Origin of the sequence: Marinobacter sp. AL4B (assembly GCF_019916045.1) — a bacterium.
Lineage (GTDB): Bacteria > Pseudomonadota > Gammaproteobacteria > Pseudomonadales > Oleiphilaceae > Marinobacter.
The window spans coordinates 926,487-941,539 of sequence record NZ_JAILWZ010000013.1 but is presented as its reverse complement, the minus strand read 5'-3'; the positions used below and the strand labels follow the sequence as shown (position 1 = coordinate 941,539).

The window sequence follows — 15,053 nt, the reverse complement described above, 5'->3', positions numbered from 1 at the left end:
GGACGTTACCATGGTCGGGCTAAGGTTCAGTTGGCCAAGTTAAGCTCACGACCGAGAATGCCAAACCTCCGGGCGAGGCACAAAGAACGCAAACACCAATCCAAAGGCCAGTGCCGCTACACCAATCCCAAATGCAGATAACAACGTGCCACCGGCATCCAGCCACTGCTTGGTTAACCATGGGCCGACCATTTGGGTAAAGCCATACAACGCCACCATCGCTGCCGACAGCCTTGGCCCTTGATGCGGATGCAACGCACGGCCGGTTCTTTGGGTGAGTAAAACCGTCCCGACAAAGGTGCCACCCACCAGCACGGCACACAACACCAAACCAACCGCGCCCGGCCAAACGACGGCCGCCAATACGCCCGCCAACTGGATGATGAAATTCAGTCTTAACGCTCGGAGATCGCCGATAACGGCACCGAGTTTGTTCCAGAACCACGGCGAAGGAATCGTCACGATGGCCACCAGCATCCAGGTGCCGTCTTGCAGAAAATGGTCGGCCGGTAATTCGAGGTTAGCCAGCAGCGGCAAAAAGGTCATGGGCAGAATGTATCCAAGGCCTGCGCCGGCGTAACTCAGGAACAGCGGCACACTGGCGCGATCCAGCAATGGCGTGGTGGTTATCGCTTTGCCGGAATCATCTTGCTCTCGAACGGGCACATCAAGCTTTCGCAGTTGCACAACGCCCCACCAGCCCAACGGGATAGATACCAACAGGGCAGGCCACCAGCGCTGCGCACCTTCAAGAGCATCGGCAGGGCCGGTCACCAAACCGCTGGACACCAAAAGTCCTGTACCCACACCGATATACACCAGCCCGCTCAGAGACGCGCGGTTTCGTAGAACCAACCATTCCAGAATCAGGGCCGGGGCCTGAACGAAGATCACGCCATTGGCGACACCATTCACCCAGCGGACCACCGACATCACCGTGAGATGGTCAGTTTGAGTCATGATCAGTGTCGTGATGACATGCACCGCCATGAACAACGGTAACAGGAAGCGGATCTGGTCGATCCGGTGCCAGCGAATAGCCAACAGGGCTCCCACCAGGTAACCCAAGTAGTTCCAGGTAGCCACCGCAGCGCCTTGGGACGCACTGATCTGGTTATCCGCCACCAAATAAGGCAACAAAGGCGTGTAGATAAATCGGCCAAGGGTATGTACCACCAACAGCAACAAACCGCCGGCCAATAACACGGTGAATAGCTGTTTGCTGGAAACCTGCGATGAGGAACTCATGGTTAAGACCCGACTATGCCAGAATTAGGTTATAGCCGCGGAGTATAAGATAGTCGGTTATCTGTGTCAGCTGGACTCTGCCCCTATACGCTCAGGCACCCGCAGCTCTGGCATGATTTTCCTTGGCCCAGCTGTAAATCCGTTCAAACGCTTCCGCCAATTCTTTTGGCTTGTGCGGGGGCTGAATCAAGGCCTGAAGTTTGCCATCCGGATTCAACAACGCAAAGTGACCGCTGTGATCCACCAGAAGCTGACCGTCTACTTCTCGGTGCACAAAGACCGCACTCAGGCTTTTCGCCAGCGCTCTTAGAGTGTCCAGCTCACCGGTCAGTCCGTGGAAATGTTCGCCAAAAAAGCCGGTATACGCTTTCAGGGTGTCCGGAGTGTCATGTTTTGGGTCTGCGGTCACCAGCAAATAATCCGGCTGTGGTAGCTCGGCAGACAGTAATTTATCGGTTTGACGCAGATTCGCCATGGCCGCGGGGCAGATATCCGGGCAGTTGGTGTAGCCCACAAACACAAAGCTCCACCGGCCTTTCAAGTCGTCCCGAGTCACGGTTTTCCCTTGTTCATTAGTCAGGGTGAATTCCGTCAACTCACGCGGCTGGTCGTACACATACGTGTTGTACTCGCTCAAGTCTGGCGCCGGTGCCGGTTCGCTGTTCGCCAGAAACACCTGGCGCCCTACCGTTAAGCCGAAAACAAGAGCAACGATCAGAAACAACGCGATCAGCGTAATACGTAGCGAACGCCCCATGAGGCCCCCTGTCAGATAAGTGTTATGCCCAGTGCTCAGAAAAAGACGAAATGATCCACCAGCAGCACCACAAACAACGCCATCAGATAAACGATGGAATATTTGAAGGTGTCCATGGCTACCCGGCGATCATCGCCTTTCAGCAAACGAATGGCATATTGCAGGAACCGTAAGCCTAAAACCAGAGCGCCCACCAAGTAGATGCCTCCCGACATGCCGGTAGCGAACGGTAGTAGGCTAACCACCAGCAGCATGACGGTATACAACACAATGTGCAGCTCGGTGTATTTGTTGCCGTGAGTGACTGGCAGCATCGGTATCCCTGCTTTGGCATATTCTTCTTTTCGGTGAATGGCTAATGCCCAAAAATGCGGAGGGGTCCAGGCAAAAATGATCAACACCAGCAGCAACGCGTGTCCTTCCACCTGCCCGGTTACCGCAGTCCAGCCCAGCAAGGGCGGCATGGCCCCCGCAAGACCGCCGATGGTTATATTCTGCGGCGTAGCGCGTTTCAAGAACAAGGTATAAATACCGGCGTAGCCCACCAAGGAGGCCAGAGTGAGCCAGGCCGTAAGCTCGTTCACCTGCCACATGAGCACGACCATTCCCACCGCCGCCAACACCACAGCAAACAGAATCGCGTCAAAGGGAGTTATCCGGCCTGTGGCAACCGGGCGCTTGCGGGTGCGAGCCATAACGGTATCGATTTTCTGATCCACTACGTGATTAACCACGGCCGCCGCGCCGGCCAAAAAAGCAATGCCGAGATTACCAAACAACAGAACGCCCCAGCCCGGTACACCCGGGGCCGCCAGCAACATGCCGATCAGAGAGGTCAGAATCATCAATGCCACCACACGTGGCTTGGTGAGCTCTAGATAATCGCGCCACGAGATGTGTGTTACTGAGCCCGTAGATTCTTGCACCGGCAGTGCTTTCGCTTGCTCACTCATGCCGTTACCTCCCGAGTTATGGTTGTTGTAGGGGATGCCATCGCTGTATTTGAATGCGGTAACTGGAAATGCCGCCAAATCAGGTTGATCATCGACAGCAGTAGCCCGGCTCCCATGGCGTTATGAGCCACCGCAATGCCGAGCGGAATATGCAACCAGACGTTAGCCAATCCCAGACTGAACTGAAGCGCCAGAACGCAGGCCACCAGCATGATGCTGCGGTTCAGACCACTGCTGCCCCGATGCCGCCAAAGTCGAGCTAACAGCAGCCCCAAGTAGAGCAGCACAATCATAGCCCCCATTCGATGGGTCACATGAATGGCGATACGGCCATCATCTGTCAGTTGCCCGCCCAGATAATTCGGCCCCACCTGCTGCGCAATATCGAATCCATGTTGGAAATCCATGCCGTCCGGCCACCACTGACCTTGGCAGGTCGGTAGATCTGTACAGGCCACCGCCGCGTAATTCGCGGCCGTCCATGCGCCCAAGGCAATCTGTAGCACAACCAAAAACAAGCCACCGTATAGCCATGGACGAAGTTTGGTGAGGCTGGCTGCCACTCGCCCCGCCGCCAGATTCTGAATGCCTGCGCTCTTGCGTAGTCTTAAAGTCAAAAGGAGCAATAAGCTAAGCGTGGTAAATCCACCCAACAAATGCAGCGCTACCACTTGCGGCCATAGTTTCAGGGTAACCGTCCACATGCCAAAAGCGCCTTGCAGCACAATGAAACCCGCGATGAACAACGGCAACCGCAAAGGCAAACGTTCGCGACGATGGCGAATAGCCGCAATGGCCAAGCCAAAAACTATCAGCCCCAAGGTACCAGCGGCGTATCGATGGATCATTTCTGGCCAGCCTTTGGCAACGTCCACGGGGGTACCGGGGAAACGCGCGTTCGCGATGGCGATGTTGGTTTCGCCTTGGGGCACTGTCAGAAAGCCGTAACAGCCGGGCCAGTCCGGGCAGCCCAGGCCAGCATGTACCAAACGCGTCCATGCCCCCAGCATGATCACAACCACCGCCAGTGCGCAGGCCAATGTGGACCAAGCAACCAGTTTTCGGGCCAAGGCCTCGGTTGAAGTCTGGTTCACCGCATCGCCCTCCCGGTTAGCCAATCTGCGATAACTTCAGCAGTTGCTTGATGTCTTTCAGCATCTGTTTTCCGGTGTGTTCGGTGCCGTAATGCATCATGACATTACCAAAGGGATCAACTAGCAAGATACGGGGCTCTTTGGCTGGATTAACACCCTCCGGCCAGTCCGGCGTGGTGCCTGGCATCAGCGTCAGCCGTTCCATACGTTGATATTCCTGCTCCCAGCGCGCATCCAGCGCTGCGGGCATCGCGCCCAACCAAGCGGCACGGCTGACTCGCGCAGCCTCTTTGCCGAGGGCAATGTTCACTTGCCGCGCCAAGTACAGCAATTGCTCACAATCGTCAGTGCAATTGGACGCTGTCACCAGCATTAACCACTCGGGATCCGTTTTGTCAGAACCAAATCGATCGGCTAACGGCTCCCCAGTATGAGTTTCAAGGCTCAATACCTGTACCGGAACCACCGGCTGCAACAGCTCACCACTGTTCGTGTGACCGGCCGGGTTCAGCCAACCGGTGTAAAACATGATGGTTGCCAGCACCATAGGCCCAAAGCCCACAGCAAACAGCAGAATCGCTGTGCGCCGGCCACGTCGAGTTTGTTCGGGGCTAGGGGTTTCTCGACCACTCATGGAGTCAGCCGTTGTCGTTGTCATGATCGGCTCCTGCCTTTCAGGCTTTCTTTATTGTTATGTCTCGCTACGCCTATAACTCGCTACTACAGTCAATATAGTCAGCACTGCGGCAAGCGCAAACCATTGCACCGCATATCCATAATGAGTTTGTGGTCCCATCACATCCGGCACCCTGTCGGCGCGATAGGCTCCGGGTTGTTTTGGGTCAGAGAGCATGACCGTCATCGGAGCGGGTTCGCGCACGAAGTCGGCAACCTTGGTTTTCGGCAATGCTTGCACTCGTTTCGGCCAACCGGTTTCGGATGAATTTACTTCGGCCAAGACCGGGGGTTCCGGGTACTCCGCCAAACGGCCTTCCAATGTAAGAAGTTCATCAGGGGTTTCAACCATCGGCAACAGGTCTCGGGTTCGCAGGCCCGGCACCCAGCCTCGATTGACCACGACGGCGGGCCCTTCCAGCGGCCGAAATAGCGTTAGCACCTCATAACCGGGCATTCCGTCTCGGGTACGGTTATCCAACAACCAGCTTTGCTTATCGTAAAACCCCGTCAGATAGACCGGCAAACCGGGTTGTAAATCACCCGTCACAACTTCCGCCCAAGGCCTATCGTTCGCTCGTTGTTGCCATACTTGCAACAAAGTTTGCTTTTCATCAGCCCGGTTCAATTGCCAGATGCCCAGACTCAATAGTAGTGGCAGGAGTAACCCGCTGAAAACAAGCAAACGCCAATCAAAATGCCATCGGCGATCTATCAAAACGGCCTACCTATGCTTTGCTATAGTGAAGATAAGGCGAGGGGCTAAACCTCTTCCGCCAATGCCAAAACAATCAATAACAACGGGATCCCCCCATGCTTAAAATCGCCATCGTCATACTGCTGTTTGCCGTCATCGCGAGCTTGTTCAGCGGTCTGTTTTTCTTGATCCACGATGGCGGCAAAACCCGGCGAGTGGTGAACTCCCTGGCGGTCCGGGTTGCCTTAAGCGTAATGTTGCTCGTCCTGTTATTGATCGCGCTCTGGTCCGGTTCGATTACCCTCAACCCGACACCGTAATCGACTCCGGCGCTCAAAGTACGTAAACAAACACGAACAACCCAAGCCACACCACATCCACAAAGTGCCAATACCAAGATGCGGCTTCAAAGCCGAAATGGTTGTCTTCGGTAAAGTGGCCTTTGGAGATTCTGATCAGCATGACCGCCAGCATAATGGTACCCAACAGCACGTGTGCCCCGTGAAACCCGGTCAGCATGTAGAAAGTGCTGCCGTATATTCCGGACTGCAGAGTTAGGTCTAGGTCACTGTAGGCATGGGCATATTCGTATCCCTGTACAAACAAAAACACCACGGCCAGTGCCAACGTCAGACCCAGCCACAATTTCACTTTGGCCCGATTACCGGCTTTAAGCGCATGGTGGGCTATGGTCACCGTAAAAGAAGACGTAACCAGCAAAAGGGTATTCACCAACGGAAGTCCCCAAGGGCCAACGACTTCTTTAGGCCCCCGATAGGCCTCCGGATCCGGGTTATTTACCAAAGGCCAGCTGGCCTGAAAGCCTTCCCAGAGCATGTTGGTGCTGCCTTTGTCCCCCTCGCCACCCAACCAGGGCACGACAAACATTCGAACGTAAAAGAGCGCGCCGAAGAACGCGGCAAAGAACATCACCTCAGAGAAAATGAACCAACTCATGCCCCAACGGAACGAACGGTCCATCTGATCGCTGTACAAGCCAGCCCGGCTTTCACGAATCACACTGCCGAACCAACCGTACAGCATGTAAGCCATAATCAATGCGCCAATCCAGAACATCACCCATGAGCCGGTGGTACTTTCACCTTGATTGCCATTGACCATGATTGATGCGGCACCGTAGAGGGTGACCCCAAGGCCAACGGTGGCGACAATAGGCCACTTACTCTGTTCGGGAACGTAGTAGGTCTGGTGATCCGCCATAGTTCTCTCCGATGGCTTAGCCGTTATTGTTGGTTATTGTGTCTGCCGTTGCAGGGCCAGAAACTTCCACGGGCTTACCCTGATCGTACAGGGTGTAAGACAACGTCAGCTTGGTGATGTGTTCAGGCAACTCTGGGTCCACGATAAAAACCAGCGGCATCTCCACGCTTTCGCCAGCCTCCAGTGGCTGCTGGTTGAAGCAAAAGCACTCGGTCTTGTGGAAATACAGGGTGCCTTCCGAGGGTGACAGGCTGGGCACTGCTTGCCCCACCATGTCATTGCCGGTGGGATTGGCCGCAAAGAACTTCACGGTCATCGGTTCACCGGGGTGGACCATCACACTGCGCACCACTGGCCGGAACTCCCAGCTCATACCGGGGCCATTACTGGCCAGAAACTGAACGGTAACCGTTCGATTCTCATCCACCTGTTCACTGGTTCCCGCTTCATAGCGGCCACTGGTTTTGCCGTTTATTCCGGTGATGTCACAAAACACGTCATACAAAGGAACCAGGGCAAATCCAAACGCGAACATACCCACCACGCCGGTCATGCACCAGGCAATGACCCGGCTGTTACTGCGCTTGCCTTGCTGCTGATCAGCCATGACAAAACTCCCGGTTACTTCACTTCAGGGGGGGTTGTGAAGGTGTGATAAGGAGCAGGCGAGGGCACAGTCCACTCCAGACCTTCTGCTCCATCCCACGGTTTGGCCGGCGCTTTCTCACCGCCCCGGGCACACTTCACTACGATAAACAGGAACAACAATTGAGTGGCGCCAAACATAAAGGCGCCAATGCTCGACACCATATTGAAGTCCGCGAACTGCAGCGCATAATCCGGAATCCGCCGTGGCATGCCCGCCAAACCGAGGAAATGCATGGGGAAGAACGCCAGATTCATGCCCACAAACGACAACCAGAAGTGTGTTTTGGCGAGCGTTTCGTCGTACATGTTGCCGGTCCATTTGGGCAACCAGAAATAAGCGGAGGCAAAGATACCGAAGATAGCGCCCGGCACCAGCACATAGTGGAAGTGCGCCACTACGAAGTAGGTGTCGTGATACTGAAAGTCAGCCGGCGCAATGGCCAGCATCAAACCGGAAAATCCGCCGATCGAGAATAGGATGATAAAGGCCACCGCAAACAACATAGGCGCCTCAAAACTCAGCGAACCCCGGAACATGGTGGTTACCCAGTTGAACACCTTCACCCCGGTGGGTACCGCAATCAACAAAGTTGCGTACATGAAGAACAGCTGCCCCGCCAGCGGAATGCCAACGGTAAACATGTGGTGCGCCCAGACCAAGAACGACAGCAGCGCGATCGCACCGGTGGCGTACACCATCGACGGATAGCCAAACAGCGGCTTGCGGGAAAACGCCGGCACAATATGGGAGATGGCCCCGAACGCCGGCAGGATCATGATGTAAACCTCAGGATGCCCGAAGAACCAGAACACATGCTGGAACAACACCGGATCTCCGCCGCCCGAGGCATCGAAGAAACTGGTGCCGAAGTTAATATCCATCAGCATCATGGTGACCGCGCCTGCCAATACCGGCATCACAGCAATCAACAGAAACGCGGTAATCAACCAGGTCCAGACGAACAACGGCATTTTCATCAGGGTCATGCCCGGCGCACGCAGGTTCAGGATGGTGGCGATTACGTTGATGGCACCCATGATGGATGACACGCCCATAATGTGGATGGCGAAAATGAAGAAGGTGGTGCTTGGTGGCCCGTAGGTGGTGGACAACGGCGCATAGAAGGTCCAGCCGAAGTTGGGTGCGCCGCCTTCCATAAACAGTGTGGATACCAGGATCAGGAAGGCACAGGGCAGCAGCCAGAAACTCCAGTTATTCATCCGTGGCAACGCCATATCGGGCGCACCAATCATCAGCGGCAACATCCAGTTAGCCAAACCTACGAACGCAGGCATGACCGCACCGAACACCATAATCAGCCCATGCATGGTGGTCATTTGATTAAAAAACTCGGGCTGAACAATCTGCAAACCCGGCTGGAACAATTCCGCCCGTATGACCATCGCCATGCTGCCACCCAGCAGGAACATAGCAAAGCTGAAAATCAGGTACATAGACCCGATGTCTTTATGGTTGGTGGTCAACAACCAACGGCTGATGCCTTTGGCTGGGCCGTGGTGATGTTCCTGGTTGTGGGTATCTGCAACCGCACTCATGAAAACCCCCGTTACCGCCGTTTTTTATGGCTGGTGATTGTTGTTATCTGGCGTCAACTACTCTTTATTCTTGAAATCGAAGATCTCTTTCGGCGTGACCATCTCACCGGTGTTGTTACCCCACGCGTTCCGCTCGTAGGTAATCACAGCCGCCAGGTCGACCTCGCTCAACTGCCCACCAAAAGCCTGCATTGCGGTGCCAGAGACGCCGTTCACCACAATATCGATGTGGGCCGCCATATCGCCAGTAGCAATCGGGCTACCCTTCAACGCCGGGAAGGCCGGGGGCATACCCGCCCCGTCTGGCTGGTGACAGCTCGCACAGGCACTGGCATAGGCTTTCTCGCCACGCACCATCAGCTCATCCAAGGTCCAATCTTTTTGGGTAAGCTGCCGCTCCGCTTCGGCGGCCTCTTTTTGCTCTGCCACCCAAGCAACATATTCCTCTTCAGGTACGGCCTCGACCACCACAGGCATGAAGCCATGGTCCTTGCCGCACAGCTCCGTGCACTGCCCACGGTAAATCCCGGGTTCGTCCACTCGGGTCCAGGTTTCATTGATAAAGCCCGGAATAGCGTCTTTCTTCACGCCAAATTCGGGCACCCACCAGGAGTGGATGACATCGTTAGCGGTCAACAGAAAACGAACCTTCTTACCAACCGGAATGACCAGCGGCTTATCGACCTCCAGCAGATAGTTTTCTCCCTTCGCCTGACGGTTCTCAATCTGATCACGAGGAGTCGACAAGCTGGAGAAATAACCGAAGTCGTCATTGATATACTCATACTGCCAGCGCCATTGATACCCGGTGATCTTGATATCGACCTCGGATTCTGTGGTGTCGTACATTTCGATGAGGGTAGCCGTGGCTGGCACCGCCATAGCGACCAGAATCGCGAACGGAATGGCGGTCCAGAGTACTTCCACCAACGTGTTTTCATGGAAGTTGGCCGCTTTATAGCCCTGCGACTTGCGGTGGGCAAAGATCGACCAAAACATGACCCCGAACACCACCACACCGATGGCAACGCAGATCCATAAAATGGTCATGTGAAGGCTGAAAATCTGATTGCTGGTACCGGTTACACCCGGCGTCATATTCATGGTCCAGTCGGCCATGACAACAGTCGGAAGCAACAGACCAGTAACTAGGGCAAGTGCCCGCTTGGCATGCACGCGCATACTGTGTCTCCACAGAGTGTTATTCTTGTCGGATTTTGCGTCATCCCTCAGCGGTTCGTTCTAATGCTCGCAACACCAGAACATCCGCGAGTGAAAGCCTGCTTATGGATACATCGATAATCAGTGTAGACACTGATTAGCAAAACACTAAAAATCCCATTAAACCTAAATGAGATAAATGGCCCGTTTTAATGAGAAATTTGCATAAAAAGATCTTCAGCCCAACGGACCATCGCCTTTGGCTGCTTGCCTGGCCGCTGATGCTGACGAACCTCACGGTGCCACTTCTGGGGTTGGTGGATACCGCCGTGCTGGGCCATCTGGATAACCCGGAGTATCTCGGCGCAGTTGCTGTTGGCGCGAACCTGTTCAGTATTTTGTACTGGACCTTCGGTTTTATGCGCATGGGGACCACCGGGCTCGCCGCCCAAGCTTGGGGCCAACAGGATTCCTTCGCCCAAGTTGCGCTGTTGGTGCGCTCATTAATGCTTGCGGTAGGCATAGGCCTGTTACTGATTCTGTTTCATCAGCCTCTGATCACCCTTGGTTTGCATTTGATGAACCCGAGCCCTTCTGTGGCGGAGCTGGCGGCTGAGTATGCCTCGATTCGTATCTGGAGCGCCCCCGCGGTTCTGTGCCAATACACGTTAGTGGGTTGGCTGATTGGTACCCAGTATCCCCGGGGCCCAATGGTGATGCTGATCATAGCCAACGGCATCAACATAGCACTGGATATTTTCTTCGTGACTGTCTTGGGCTGGAACAGCCGTGGCGTTGCCATGGCCACCGTTCTGGCCGAGTACGGCGCCACCGCGATCGGTTTCGTCATCGTGCTCAAGCGCATGCCCGAGGGTCAAACGCTGACCAAGGAGCTGTTCGGACAAATTTCCGATTATTTACGCATTCTTCAGGTCAATCGTTTCATTATGGTGCGCACCATCGCTTTACTGCTGGTGCTAGCCTTTTTCACCGCGCAGGGAGCCCGGCAAGGAGACATTATTCTTGCCGCCAATGCGGTCTTGATCACCTTCCTACTGGTTATCTCCAACGCGCTCGATGGTTTTGCCAATGCCGCCGAAGCATTGATCGGCGAAGCCATTGGCAAAAACAGCAAAGATCAGTTTAAAACCGTATTCAGCAGCGCCCTACGCTGGTCGATATGGGGTGCACTGCTACTTACGATTGCGTTCGTGCTTGGCGGTCGTTGGTTGATCAGTTTGCTGACTGACATTGAGGGAGTGCAGTTCACAGCTTGGCAGTATCTACCTTGGCTTTGGTTACTGCCTTTCGCCGCAGTCTGGGGATTCCTTCTGGATGGCGTCTTTATCGGCGCTACCCGCACCCGGGAGATGCAAAACACGATGTTGTTTTCAGCACTCGTGGTGTTTCTTCCGATTTGGTGGCTAACAACCGGCTGGGGCAATCACGGTTTGTGGCTGTCACTGATCAGCCTGATGCTGGCCCGAGCCGCCAGCATGGGCTGGCTATGCTGGCAGTACACGCGCCACGATCTCTGGTTTCGATCTCAATAAGCCAAAATCGAACGTCCGCAGTTGTAACGTTATTTAACACTCGGCGGCAGCAACCTCGAGAATTTTGGCTACAATAACCAGAAATGGCAGGCATGTCGTGGCGGCCAGCCACCCCATCACCTGCTTCCGGTTGCTCTTAGTAAAACCAAGGAGGGGCCTTGCGACCTCAACTCGTACACAAAGCGGCGTCTCCTGCAATGACACCACAAGCAGTACTCGAGATTATTGCTCAGGCTCGACGAAAAGAAGCTCGTTCCGGCCAGTTTCTGCGCCAGATGAAGGAAAAAGTGGCCCGGTTACCGGCGTCGATTGTGGTGGGGGGGGCGAACCCTGCTACCAGCCTGTTCCAGTTCGCCATCGAATACATCGAAATGGCCCCTCGTTTGATCGAATGCGTAGACGCATGCGCTCAGGAAGCCGGCATCAGAGAACTGTTCAAACCGTTCATCGCCGGCGCGGCCCAATACTTCACCCAGCCTTCGGTTTTACTGGTTCAGTACGACGGTTTGGATGGGCTGCTCATCCGCGCCTACATGTGCCATCGTCTGATGGAGGAGATGCACGACAACAACCGTTCTATTCGTGCCAGCGAACTCATCGACCTGGAGGCCACCCGGGCCAACTTGCTGGTCCATGAGTTAATTGGCGAACCCTTTGCGAATGAACTCGATGATGCCATTACCATCACGGTACTTCAGATTGCCGGAACGCCCGATTACTACAGCCTTGATCTCGAACCTTTCGTAAATCAGGTCAACAACCGTGCCTGGGACTGGATGCGCCAATTTTGGGAGCACCTGCTGGATCGAAACCACATTCAGTTTTCACTCAGACCAGGTATGCTTTAACCCTCCGGGAATGATCCAGTCCTCGCTTTACTCCGCTGCTTCCTGACTACTCAGCAACACGCTAAACTAAGCGCGCAACTTACCTTACTGGTTGAAATAATTAAGGAGATACACTGTCGTGTTGGACAATGCAGACTTGGGAAAACTGATTATTCGACTCACTCTTGGCGGCCTTCTGCTATTCCACGGGGTGTCTAAGTTGCTCAACGGCGTTGGCTTTATCGAAGGCCAGTTAGCCAGCCACAACCTACCGACCATCTTGGCGTATGGCGTTTACATCGGTGAAATTCTTGCACCCTTGATGATTATTCTGGGTTACCAGACTCGTATCGGTGCGCTCATCGTTGTCTTCAACATGATTGTGGCCATCGCGCTGGTGCACAGCCATCAACTTCTTTCTCTCGGAAGCAATGGCGGCTGGTCATTAGAACTGCAAGGCTTTTTCTTATTCTCGGCTTTAGCGCTCATCTTCCTCGGCCCGGGCCGATACAAACTGAAAAACTGAGCATCAATCAACGGTGGTTGTCTGGCTATCACGCCAGACCACTACCCGGTTTCGACCTGTATTTTTGGCTCGGTAAAGCGCTTCATCCGCGCGCCGTATCATCTCTTGCGGGTCGGTATGTTGGCTCGCCAGAAGGGTCGCAACCCCGAGACTGATGGTAAGATTTACCGAAATTTTATCGCCACCCGATTCCACCGAAGAACGTTCAACCGCCACCCTCAGACGCTCCGCAACAATCGCAGCACCCTCGCTATCAGTGGTTGGCAGTAGTACCGCAAACTCCTCTCCGCCGTACCGGGCAAGCAGATCAATAGAACGCTGCACTTCGTTATCGATGGCATGGGCGACCGCGACCAGGCAATCGTCTCCGGTTAGGTGGCCCAAGGAGTCATTCACTTTTTTGAAGTGATCGACATCCAGCATTATCAGGCTCAGTTCCTGACCATGACGCACGGCCCGCTGCCATTCCTCATTCAATTTCTCGTCAAAACGACGACGATTGGCAACACCGGTCAGACCATCGGTCAAACTCGCCGCTTTAAGCAACTCATTGGCACTTTGCAGCTCCTCAGTCCGTGCCTGAACCCTGCTCTCCAGCATTAGATTAGCTTCGCGCTGAACCGCCAACGCATGATCCTGGGCTTCCTGACGCTTCTCGCGCTCAATGTTGATTCGGTAGGCCAAAGCAAAAGACAACAACACCGCTTCAATCGCAACCCCGGCTTGCGGAGCCATTTCCGTAAACAAACTCCGGGGCACTAGCCCTAACTTGCTGGTGGCCAACGCCAAATGTCCCACTAACAGAGGCGTCCAGGCTAGAACATAGTAACCCGCCAGCGCCTGCCCTCGACGCCAGAGCCGCAGCGCCACCAACCAAACCACTGGTGTGCCGATAGCTGCCAACGCGCTCACCAGTACAATCCCGGAGTGATACGACACAAAAGTGCTGTACCCAATGAATACGAACGCCAGCACTCGAAACACCCAAAACAGGCGATAGCTGGTCGGACTGAATTGCCTTAACGCCAAAAACTTGATGGTGAAGGTGAGCGCGAAAATTAAAGCGGCCCCCACGAGCGGAGCGGTTACGAATTGATTCAACCACGGCATGTTTGGCCACAACCACTGGAACAAAAGGCCATTAAAGTTCAGCTGAACCAAGCTCGTGGTGAGTACGGTCGCCACGTACCACAAGTAGGTTGTGTCACGGACCATCGCGAACAAAAAGAAGTTATACAAAACCAGCGCTAAAACGACACCAACAAACATGGCTTGCCAACCAAACGACGCTTGTTCCTTCGCCAGAAAATCCGCAGAGGGCATTACTGAGACCGGTATCTGAGCTGAGCCATTCGTGTGCACACGCACCCAAGCGGTTAACGGTTTGGTAGAGGTGGGGACCAAAAACACAAAGTTACGGTGAACAATCGGGCGACTGTCGAATGGAAGCGTGTCACCCGTGTGATGGGTTTCAATCACTTGCCCGGCAACCGTCCAGTAAACAGACACTTCATCCAGCAGCGGATAGCCGATGTCCAGAAGCCGGTTGCGCTTAACCACAGGCAAAGAGACTTTCAACCAATAATCACTGTCGCTGAAGCCTTGGTTGAAAGTTTCATCAGCAGACACTGATTGCCACTGATTCGAAGATACGGTTCGCACTTCATCTAGAGACAGCTCACCATAGGGCACTTCTAACCATTGAAAAGCCATGTTGCCCGACAGAGCTGCTGGGCTAATCAGATACAGTAAAATAAATAGAATAGCTCTCACAAGACGTCTACCATTGCTCATCGGCCGGCTGAAAATTCTGGTTCGACTGGCTGGACGTTACGCACACACTGAGCATAGCTCACTTCGCACGGGGCAACACTATGAGCCGATCGCCGCAAACTATTACACCGGGCCGCTACCGCCACTATAAGGGCCGGGATTACGAGGTCATTGGCTTGGCCCAACACAGCGAAACCGAAGAGTCGCTTGTGGTCTACCGTTGCTTATACGGCGACCACAGTTTATGGGTGCGGCCGCTCAGTATGTTTCGTGAAACCGTTCAGGTTGCTGGGGAAGACGTACCTCGGTTTGCCCGGTTAGACTCCAACGATTAGTTACATAAGCACTTTGACTGACACGGCC

16 protein-coding genes are annotated in these 15,053 nt (G+C 54.4%); 5 read left to right on the top strand and 11 right to left on the bottom strand.

Translation table 11 applies throughout. The features are described 5' to 3' along the window. Nucleotides 1-45: 45 nt before the first annotated feature. The 6 genes from K5L82_RS14630 to K5L82_RS14605 all read right to left on the bottom strand — a co-directional run bounded on the left by K5L82_RS14630 (nucleotide 46) and on the right by K5L82_RS14605 (nucleotide 5,445). Nucleotides 46-1,248, bottom strand: a complete 1,203-nt coding sequence (locus K5L82_RS14630; RefSeq protein ID WP_133006906.1) for a YbfB/YjiJ family MFS transporter — start codon at nucleotides 1,246-1,248, stop codon at nucleotides 46-48. A gap of 91 nt (nucleotides 1,249-1,339) precedes the next feature. Beyond that, nucleotides 1,340-2,005, bottom strand: coding sequence for an SCO family protein (locus tag K5L82_RS14625; protein ID WP_223134644.1), 666 nt, complete (start codon nucleotides 2,003-2,005; stop codon nucleotides 1,340-1,342). A gap of 35 nt (nucleotides 2,006-2,040) precedes the next feature. Then, nucleotides 2,041-2,958 (bottom strand): heme o synthase, encoded by a 918-nt coding sequence (gene cyoE, locus K5L82_RS14620; protein WP_223134643.1) that lies wholly within the window; start codon nucleotides 2,956-2,958, stop codon nucleotides 2,041-2,043. Then, nucleotides 2,955-4,052 carry a COX15/CtaA family protein gene (locus K5L82_RS14615; protein ID WP_223134642.1) on the bottom strand — a complete coding sequence of 366 codons (1,098 nt, stop codon included), beginning with the start codon at nucleotides 4,050-4,052 and terminating at the stop codon, nucleotides 2,955-2,957. Before K5L82_RS14615 ends, cyoE begins: the two co-directional genes overlap by 4 nt. A 16-nt stretch (nucleotides 4,053-4,068) precedes the next feature. Next, nucleotides 4,069-4,710, bottom strand: a complete 642-nt coding sequence (locus tag K5L82_RS14610) for a hypothetical protein (protein WP_223134641.1) — start codon at nucleotides 4,708-4,710, stop codon at nucleotides 4,069-4,071. Nucleotides 4,711-4,743: 33 nt separating this feature from the next. Beyond that, complete coding sequence (locus tag K5L82_RS14605) at nucleotides 4,744-5,445, bottom strand: SURF1 family protein (protein ID WP_262492667.1); 702 nt, start codon at nucleotides 5,443-5,445, stop codon at nucleotides 4,744-4,746. 95 nt (nucleotides 5,446-5,540) lie between these two features. On the opposite strand from K5L82_RS14605, the gene K5L82_RS14600 reads away from it, so the two are divergent. Further along, nucleotides 5,541-5,744: a twin transmembrane helix small protein gene (locus K5L82_RS14600; RefSeq protein ID WP_133006911.1), complete on the top strand. Its 204-nt coding sequence runs from the start codon at nucleotides 5,541-5,543 to the stop codon at nucleotides 5,742-5,744. A gap of 13 nt (nucleotides 5,745-5,757) precedes the next feature. On the opposite strand, the gene K5L82_RS14595 is transcribed toward K5L82_RS14600, so the two are convergent. The 4 genes from K5L82_RS14595 to coxB are packed head-to-tail and all read right to left on the bottom strand — an operon-like array spanning nucleotide 5,758 to nucleotide 10,032. Continuing rightward, the gene (locus tag K5L82_RS14595) at nucleotides 5,758-6,645 is read right to left on the bottom strand and encodes a cytochrome c oxidase subunit 3 (RefSeq protein ID WP_223134640.1); all 888 of its coding nucleotides are present in this window, start codon (nucleotides 6,643-6,645) and stop codon (nucleotides 5,758-5,760) included. A gap of 16 nt (nucleotides 6,646-6,661) precedes the next feature. Then, on the bottom strand, nucleotides 6,662-7,252 hold the full coding sequence (locus tag K5L82_RS14590; RefSeq protein WP_223134639.1) for a cytochrome c oxidase assembly protein: 591 nt from the start codon (nucleotides 7,250-7,252) through the stop codon (nucleotides 6,662-6,664). Between the two features lie 14 nt (nucleotides 7,253-7,266). Further along, nucleotides 7,267-8,850, bottom strand: coding sequence for a cytochrome c oxidase subunit I (gene ctaD, locus K5L82_RS14585; protein WP_223134638.1), 1,584 nt, complete (start codon nucleotides 8,848-8,850; stop codon nucleotides 7,267-7,269). 57 nt (nucleotides 8,851-8,907) lie between these two features. Then, the gene (coxB, locus tag K5L82_RS14580) at nucleotides 8,908-10,032 is read right to left on the bottom strand and encodes a cytochrome c oxidase subunit II (RefSeq protein WP_223134637.1); all 1,125 of its coding nucleotides are present in this window, start codon (nucleotides 10,030-10,032) and stop codon (nucleotides 8,908-8,910) included. 191 nt (nucleotides 10,033-10,223) lie between these two features. On the opposite strand from coxB, the gene K5L82_RS14575 reads away from it, so the two are divergent. From K5L82_RS14575 to K5L82_RS14565, 3 genes are all read left to right on the top strand, one after another. Then, the gene (locus tag K5L82_RS14575; RefSeq protein WP_223134636.1) at nucleotides 10,224-11,564 is read left to right on the top strand and encodes an MATE family efflux transporter; all 1,341 of its coding nucleotides are present in this window, start codon (nucleotides 10,224-10,226) and stop codon (nucleotides 11,562-11,564) included. Nucleotides 11,565-11,761: 197 nt separating this feature from the next. Further along, nucleotides 11,762-12,412, top strand: coding sequence for a hypothetical protein (locus K5L82_RS14570; protein WP_223134635.1), 651 nt, complete (start codon nucleotides 11,762-11,764; stop codon nucleotides 12,410-12,412). Between the two features lie 118 nt (nucleotides 12,413-12,530). Then, entirely contained in the window at nucleotides 12,531-12,917 is a 387-nt protein-coding gene (locus K5L82_RS14565) for a DoxX family protein (RefSeq protein ID WP_133006918.1), read from the top strand. Nucleotides 12,918-12,920: 3 nt separating this feature from the next. Here K5L82_RS14565 and K5L82_RS14560 read toward each other — a convergent pair whose 3' ends face one another. After that, the gene (locus K5L82_RS14560) at nucleotides 12,921-14,690 is read right to left on the bottom strand and encodes a diguanylate cyclase (protein ID WP_316933405.1); all 1,770 of its coding nucleotides are present in this window, start codon (nucleotides 14,688-14,690) and stop codon (nucleotides 12,921-12,923) included. A gap of 101 nt (nucleotides 14,691-14,791) precedes the next feature. Here K5L82_RS14560 and K5L82_RS14555 point away from each other — a divergent pair, with 101 nt between their 5' ends. Next, the gene (locus tag K5L82_RS14555; RefSeq protein ID WP_133006919.1) at nucleotides 14,792-15,025 is read left to right on the top strand and encodes a DUF1653 domain-containing protein; all 234 of its coding nucleotides are present in this window, start codon (nucleotides 14,792-14,794) and stop codon (nucleotides 15,023-15,025) included. Nucleotides 15,026-15,053: the final 28 nt, after the last annotated feature.

Coding starts and splice junctions, on each gene's coding strand:
- K5L82_RS14630 (WP_133006906.1), bottom strand. CDS start 1,248: ATGAGTTCCTCATCGCAGGTTTCCAGCAAACAGCTATTCACCGTGTTA.
- K5L82_RS14625 (WP_223134644.1), bottom strand. CDS start 2,005: ATGGGGCGTTCGCTACGTATTACGCTGATCGCGTTGTTTCTGATCGTT.
- cyoE (WP_223134643.1), bottom strand. CDS start 2,958: ATGAGTGAGCAAGCGAAAGCACTGCCGGTGCAAGAATCTACGGGCTCA.
- K5L82_RS14610 (WP_223134641.1), bottom strand. CDS start 4,710: ATGACAACGACAACGGCTGACTCCATGAGTGGTCGAGAAACCCCTAGC.
- K5L82_RS14600 (WP_133006911.1), top strand. CDS start 5,541: ATGCTTAAAATCGCCATCGTCATACTGCTGTTTGCCGTCATCGCGAGC.
- K5L82_RS14595 (WP_223134640.1), bottom strand. CDS start 6,645: ATGGCGGATCACCAGACCTACTACGTTCCCGAACAGAGTAAGTGGCCT.
- K5L82_RS14590 (WP_223134639.1), bottom strand. CDS start 7,252: ATGGCTGATCAGCAGCAAGGCAAGCGCAGTAACAGCCGGGTCATTGCC.
- ctaD (WP_223134638.1), bottom strand. CDS start 8,850: ATGAGTGCGGTTGCAGATACCCACAACCAGGAACATCACCACGGCCCA.
- coxB (WP_223134637.1), bottom strand. CDS start 10,032: ATGCGCGTGCATGCCAAGCGGGCACTTGCCCTAGTTACTGGTCTGTTG.
- K5L82_RS14575 (WP_223134636.1), top strand. CDS start 10,224: ATGAGAAATTTGCATAAAAAGATCTTCAGCCCAACGGACCATCGCCTT.
- K5L82_RS14570 (WP_223134635.1), top strand. CDS start 11,762: ATGACACCACAAGCAGTACTCGAGATTATTGCTCAGGCTCGACGAAAA.
- K5L82_RS14555 (WP_133006919.1), top strand. CDS start 14,792: ATGAGCCGATCGCCGCAAACTATTACACCGGGCCGCTACCGCCACTAT.